The organism is Paraburkholderia saeva, assembly GCF_907164555.1.
In the GTDB taxonomy this organism is placed as follows: Bacteria; Pseudomonadota; Gammaproteobacteria; order Burkholderiales; family Burkholderiaceae; genus Paraburkholderia; species Paraburkholderia saeva.
Genome location: NZ_CAJQZC010000024.1, coordinates 1 through 6751, shown reverse-complemented (window position 1 = coordinate 6751; position 6751 = coordinate 1). Strand labels below are relative to the sequence as shown.

Sequence of the window (6751 nt, the reverse complement as noted above, 5' to 3'; positions counted from 1 at the left end):
GTCGTCATCGGATCAGGGCGGGCTCCACGCGCCGCTGCTGCCGGACACCGAGGTGCTGCTGGAGGGGGCGCACGCGGACGTGGATCGCATGCACATCACCGGAGCCCTGCATGACTATGCCCACCGCGATCCGGTTCGGGGCACAGATGCGTTGTTCAGCTATGCGATCTGGCGCTCGCCATTGCTCGGTGCTGAGGTCGTGTTCAACGATCTGAAGGACAAGGAAAGCGCGCGGCTCGCAACAGTGTACAGCCACTCGGCGGTGAACCTCGGCTACCTGCTCAACAGCAAGAAGCTTCCGCGCGGGACGGGGTACGAGGCGACCACCCAGGCGTGGGCAACCATGCGCGCAGCGAAGGGGCTGTTCTTCTCGGCGGACGCAGCAGCCAGTGCCGACACGCCGCACCTGGACATGCCTGCCGCCGTCGCGCAGCTCAAGGCGGCCCTGCAGCGTGTGACGGATCTGGCATCGGCGACGGCGCAGGCCGGAGCCGATCCCGCTGATCGTGCTACGCAGTCGGCGCTGCTCGACGGCCTGAACCAGTTGCGCGACGCGGGGCTGCTCGCGAGCACCCCTGGCGGCATGGCGTTCGTGACACCGAAGTCGGTACAGCACTCGGCGGGCGAGAACCTGATCGCGACCGCTGGCCAGGACATGGACGTGAGCGTCGTCCAGCGCCTGCGCATGGCGGTGGGCGGGATGATCTCGCTGTGCGCGCACAAGCTCGGCATCAACCTCACCGCTGCGAAGGGCAAGTTCACCGCCTCGGCGCTCACTGACGGCATGGATCTGTTCGCGAAGCAGCAGGTCCGCGTTGCCAGCGAAAGCGCAGACATTCAGCTTGCCGCGAAAACGAAGATCGCGCTCAACAGCGGCGGGGCCTCGCTTGAAATCGAGGGCGGCAACATGACGTTTCATTGTCCCGGTGCGTTCAAGATCAAGGCGGGCTCGTTCACGTTCGTCGGTCCCGACAACGTGCCGACCCCGTTGCCGTCCCTGCTGAAAAGCAGCCTGAAGATTTCCGATCCGTATTCGTCATCCCACTGAAGCCATGATTATCAGCCCTCCCTTTCTTTCGGCGTCGGGCCTGCCGGCCAGCGATGCGTCGAAACCGGACCCCATGATGGACCTCATCGACCAGTTCGAGATCGGCCATCACGGTGCCTGGCCGGTCACCTTCGACCGGCGTTCTCATTGCGCCATACATCTGAATCCTGGCTCGCAGGGCGCGGGCCAGGCAGAGCCGGTGCGCGCCATCGCGGATGGGGATGTTGTGGCGTACCGGGTCTGCAAGAACGCCATCTCGGACGGCACGACCGATTCGACGACCGGGCAGCCGGTGCTGAATTCGAATGCAGGTTTCGTGCTGCTGCGGCACAAGACGGACACGGGCGACGGACGCATGATCACGTATTACTCGCTCTACATGCACCTGCTGGACATGACCAACCAGGAGCACATCGTCCCCCAACCTAACGATCCGCCAGAGACTGGCTCGGCGAACGCGCTGCCCAAATGGCTGCTCGATACGGCCGGGGGCAAGGATGGCATTGTCCAGACGGGGGGCACGAAGAAGGTCTACCGCAAAGACATGCTCGGCTACGTCGGCCAGCATCAGGGCGTGGCGCATCTGCACTTCGAAGTCTTCATGGCGGACGGCGATTTCACGGCCTGGTTCGACAAGGTGCAGATCGGGGTAAAAAAACCGGCTCAGCCGACCACGAGCGACTACTGGGGGCACAGTTATTTCGTGATTTCCGGCCCGCAGGAGTTTTATCCGCAGCCTGCCGGCATGGATGAGAAGTGGTTTCCCCGAGTGCCGGGCGGCTCGCTTGGCGCAGGCGATACGCTCTATGTCGAGGCGTGGTTCAACAAGGGGCAGCGCTTCACGCGCGCGTGGATCGATAAGGGTGGCAGTGGCAACGTGACCTTGCTCACGCCCGAGCCCATTGCGGACCCATATGACAGTGGCACCGATAGCCACAACAAACCAAAACGCTACGAATACAGTCTGTATGACCGTGCAATGGCTCTCCCCGCTTACGCGGTGTGCCCGAGTGATGGCTATGAGATGCTGCGGTTTGGGCGCATTCTTTCGCGGCAGGGCTCGGCAGGTGTGCTCCCTGCTACTTGGATTGTGGTGCCCTTCGACGCGAGCGGCACGCTAGGCTATGTCAACATTGCGCCGGATGCCATCAAGAAGCTGTCCGACGCGGATTTCCCGTTCTTCACGGGGTGGCAGAAGGTGGATGACGATAACACGCCGTTCAACGACGCCGGACGATGTGATTACGCCACGCTGTGCGGGTTGACCGGCATTCAGGATTCGCTGCCGGCGGCGCAGCCGCTCGAAGCCGATCCAAACAATAACAATGCGGTTGACCTGCAGCTTGCCAGCTACGTGCAGAACACAGATGGCGTCGACGAAAAGCTCCGGGGAATGGTGTTTAAGGCGCGCAGCGAATGGGATCCCTCCAACAACGAAGAACGCTACAGGGACCTGAACGACCCGTATGGTTTCTTCGGCAAGCAGAAAGATACCAACCTCGATGGGTACACGAAGTTCACCGATTTCCTTAGCAAGTTCCAGTTTCTGGACAAGACGCCGCTTGCGGGGCAGGAACTATGGTTCTTCCATCCGCTAGCCTTTATTCGCCACTTCAGAAAGTGTGGATGGCTCAGTCGCCAAGAACTTCAGCATCTTCTTCCAAAAAATGTTGTGCAAAAAGCCACGCCGTGGAAGTGGCAAACGGTACACCTTAGCTGGGCTGCGTCCATGTTGGCAGCAGATAATCCGAATGCCATTCAGAGGCGTTTGGAACTCAACAATGCGATCCGCAAATACGGGATTCAACCGCCCGTTCGTATGGCGTCTTTCTTTGGAAATGCAACAGAGGAGACGCAATGGTTCCAAAAATACCATGAGGGATCGCCATTTTGGTACGCTCCATGGGATGGGCGAGGAATGCTTCAGCTCACCCACGCTACAAATTATATTAAGTATTGGAAATTCAAAGGGATTGCAGTAAGTGCTGCGGTAGAGGACACCTTGAAGCAGCATACCCAGATGGCTGACCAAAGCAGAACATTGCCGAATGGTCATAAGGGGATGTACGATTCGATGCATTACCTTAGAGACACATCTACACATATTCCGGCCGACCTTATCGAAAAAAGAGAGGCGATGGCCAACCCATTTGAGGCGGCGGATAGCGCGGGCTGCTATTGGGCTTGGTCGGGCGCAGCCTCTTGCGCAGACGAGTACTGGACTAATCAATCCAGTGAATACAGTCCGCTCTCAACGGATCATGGTATAAAATATTTTTACATAAATGGGGCGTTTAGTAAGGTTGCAGCCACAATAAACACTGGCAAGCCAAGTAGTAACTACAATTCAGTTTGGGATATACAGTCTCGGTTTTTGTCATTCGCTAACGCACAAATAATTCTCTTAGATGCAACTAGCTTCCCGCAGCCGGACGGGAGTAAATCTATTTACCCCGTTGGTTTCGGGCGAGTGGAGGAATCGTGAAGCATTACATAACAATCTTTGTTGTCGGTTTTCTCGCTGTTGCATGCTTTTCTGGTGATGCATTAGCCGATGATGGCATGATGAGGTTGGGAGTGGGCACCAGCACACTCATGGCAGATGGGCCGAAGTCGGTGCAAGTAAGAATGGGCGACTGTCAGTTTTCGATGACTCTGAAAAAGGGCGAGCATATTAAATACAACGATCCAGATCTCATATTATATCGCGCAAATGCTCCACTGCCTGATCGGGAACTTCCATTCCTTCAGCAGGCGCAGACGTATTCTGGGTATGATTGGTGGTTTGAGAAACGCGGGACTGTAAACGTGCCATGGATTGGTTTTATGTGCGAAAACACATCAGATTTTAAGTGGTCGCTCGATAATGCGCAGACTGATATCTCTCAAGAGATGCAGGATATCACGGACGCTAACTCGTTGAGGTGCCCAGCAGATTTCGACGGAAAACAATGGACTCCACTTCGGAAGACTGGAGGGGCGAATTTTGAAAATATCGATGTTCCCGGTGCAAATGGGTTTGTGGTCGATATTAAATCGAAAAAAAATGGGATTCAAGGGCCGAGGTTTTGTTTCGTCAACGGCAAGAACGTTTTGATTGGCGTTTCTGGGGGGGGTGCGAATACTCAAGGCGAGAAAAACTCGAAGGATGGTTTTCTCCTCCCTCTCTTGCGAAGTATTAAATTTTAATTCGACGCTATGCCAGCGCGGTAACCATAGTCGAATCAATTGGTTAGCTAATATATGCAATCTCCTATTCGTAAAGGCGACAAACTCGAACACGGCGGCGAAGTTACAGGCGGCTCGCCGTGGTTCGAGGTGATGGGCCGCCCGCTTGCCCGGAAGGGGGATGAGGCGATTTGCGATCAGCACGGGCCAACCACAATTGATGAGGGCTACGCCAAATTTCCGGATCGCGACGGCAAGTGGGTTGCCTTCCATCATTACCGCTGCGCGTGCGGTTGTCGTCTTCTGTCGTCGCTCATGAATTTCAACATCGAGTAATGCCGGTCGATCTCTCTCCCGCCGGACGCCCCAGTGGGTACCCGCCCAGAATGCGTTTCTGGCCATGGGCGGCGACGTGGTTCGTATGTAACGTTTTCGGTCCTGTATTTGTGCTGCTTGCGTGGCCGAAGGGTGAGCCTGCGCGTGGTTTCGAGTTCTGGATCTGGATCGTTGGGGCACCGAACGGCGTGTTCCTGGTCCTGCTCGGTTTTGCCCGGGCAGGTTACGAGGTCCTGTGGTATCGCGCGTACTGGCGCAACCATCATCGCGATCGTTGGCTTGGGGAAAAAATCCGGTTCGCGCAGCGCCCGCTGCATGTAGTTGGTGCTGGTTATTGCCTGCCGCTGGCCGGCAAATCCCTTGCGGAAGCTCTTGCAGGTAGACAGTCGCTCCTGAAGATGCAGAGCGCCCGCCATGGCTCGGGTAAGGTTTTGTGCAACCGTTTTGAGGACCATGACCCGTTACTGGTCGGGCTGCCCGTGCCGGGTGAAGATGCAAGTGAGGGCGGCAACGCAGGCGTGCTGACGGAGGTTGCGCCCGTTGTCCAGATGATCCGTGCAGCGCTTGAACCGCTGGCCGGAAGTCTCCACGCGCTGACGCGATACGAAAAGCCGTACTGGCCGCAGGTACGCGTGCTGGCCACGCCGGAGACTGCGGACCTGTACGTGGCTCATGTTCGGGAGGCGTTGCGGCTGGCTGCGCTACCGCCACTTGAGGTCCAGCCCGTCCCAGCGACCGAGGGGCTGCTGGTCGCCGATGGCTGGCTCGACGCCCGCGATCAGCGTCCGCTTCTCGCGGTCGCCGCAGCATGGTACGACGATGCCATTGACGAAGGCTGCGCCGAAGGTTGTGCCGCCGTGCTGCTCGATCCCGGTTACTTCAGGCCCCCGCCGGATGTCCGTCACAAGGCTGCGCTGCACCGGCCCGTCCAGGGGCTCGACGGTGAGGCCGAGTTCGGTTTTGCGAATGCCGCGATCTGGGGCAACGCCACGGCTGCAGCGGTGACGCGCGCGTGGATCACGCGCCCGGTTGAGCATAGCGACCGCGCCCTCTCTGCCGCGGGTTTTCAGGTCGCATCGAAGGACGCCGCACAGCACCGGCTCGATCGTATTGTCGGAAATGTGGGCGCGGCAAACGGCCTGCTGGCGATTGCCGCAGCCATTGAGGCCGGTGCCACGGACGGCCCGCAACTGGTTGTCGATGGCCTGCAGTCAGCCATCCTCCACGTTATACCCGCAGTACAAACCCACGCTTCCACGCATGACGATTCCCAAAACTAACCTGCAGAACATGCAGTCCGAAGCCGTTGCCAGCAAACCGGCTCCGAGCCGCGCGGCCATCTGGGGCATGCCCCTCGCCGCGCTCGTCCTCGCCATCGCGGCACTCCTGCTTGTCTGGTTCGGAAATGACCGTCTTGGCATCGCGGATGGCGCACCTCGCACGCGGCTATTGATCGGTATCCCGATCGCGCTGGTTGTCGTCGTGATCGCTCATCTGTTCGCGGTATCGACGGGCGCATACGGCGGGGCCGCCAGACTGTTCCGCTCTGAAACCGGCGACCGCACGAAGGCAGCGAAGCCGCTCAAGCGCGATGCGCGACTGCAGCGCGTGTACGAGGAGCTACGCGTTTCGCACGGCTGGCGCTGGCAACACCGCCTGCGCTGGCTGTTGCTGAACGGCACGGATGAGCGTGTCGACCAGGTGGCGCCGGGACTCAAGCAGGCGGGCGTCATGCACGTCGGCGAAACGGTCCTCGTGCACGCGTCCCCGGACGGGATCGAGGCAGCGAAGTGGCTTGGCCAGATCCGCAAGCTGCGCCGCCGTCCGGTCGATGGCGTGGTGCATGTTGCGCGTGCAGATGATATGGATACCGAATTGCCGCGCACGCTCTCGGGCATCGCCACCTCGCTGGGGTGGGCGGCGCCAGTCGCCTTCCTGCACCCCGTCGAGACGAAGGGCAGTCTCTCCGAACGCTTCGATGCGGTGGGGGCGTTCATGCCGGATGCCGCGCGCAGGCTGGCGCGGGAGGCTGCTGCCAGATTGCCGGAGCTGTTGGCAGAGATCGAGCACAGATCGGCGGACGCGGGCGTGCGCCTTTATACGCGGGAAAAGGCGACCTGGTTGATGGAGGTCTCGAAGTACATCAGCGACCACGCTGAAAGGATTGGTGGAAACCTGCGTGCACTCGCCGCATCGAAC

General features: G+C 59.3%; 5 protein-coding genes and 1 pseudogene. All 6 read left to right on the top strand.

Features of this window, described 5'->3' with window-relative positions; translation table 11 throughout:
• The coding region (locus LPA36_RS29270) for a DUF2345 domain-containing protein (protein WP_228884009.1) at positions 1 to 1048 on the top strand (1048 nt) is incomplete at its 5' end.
• Between the two features lie 73 nt (positions 1049 to 1121).
• Positions 1122 to 3533 (top strand): hypothetical protein, encoded by a 2412-nt coding sequence (locus LPA36_RS29265; RefSeq protein WP_228884008.1) that lies wholly within the window; start codon positions 1122 to 1124, stop codon positions 3531 to 3533.
• The gene (locus tag LPA36_RS29260; RefSeq protein WP_228884007.1) at positions 3530 to 4237 is read left to right on the top strand and encodes a hypothetical protein; all 708 of its coding nucleotides are present in this window, start codon (positions 3530 to 3532) and stop codon (positions 4235 to 4237) included. Before LPA36_RS29265 ends, LPA36_RS29260 begins: the two co-directional genes overlap by 4 nt.
• 54 nt (positions 4238 to 4291) lie before the next feature.
• Positions 4292 to 4552 carry a PAAR domain-containing protein gene (locus LPA36_RS29255; RefSeq protein WP_228884006.1) on the top strand — a complete coding sequence of 87 codons (261 nt, stop codon included), beginning with the start codon at positions 4292 to 4294 and terminating at the stop codon, positions 4550 to 4552.
• A complete protein-coding gene (locus tag LPA36_RS29250) occupies positions 4552 to 5832 on the top strand; it encodes a hypothetical protein (RefSeq protein ID WP_228884005.1) in 1281 nt (426 codons plus the stop codon). The genes LPA36_RS29255 and LPA36_RS29250 overlap by 1 nt, the downstream gene beginning before the upstream one ends.
• Positions 5813 to 6751 (top strand): annotated as a pseudogene (locus LPA36_RS29245) (ImcF-related family protein); the annotation flags it as partial. The gene LPA36_RS29250 and the pseudogene LPA36_RS29245, both read left to right, overlap by 20 nt.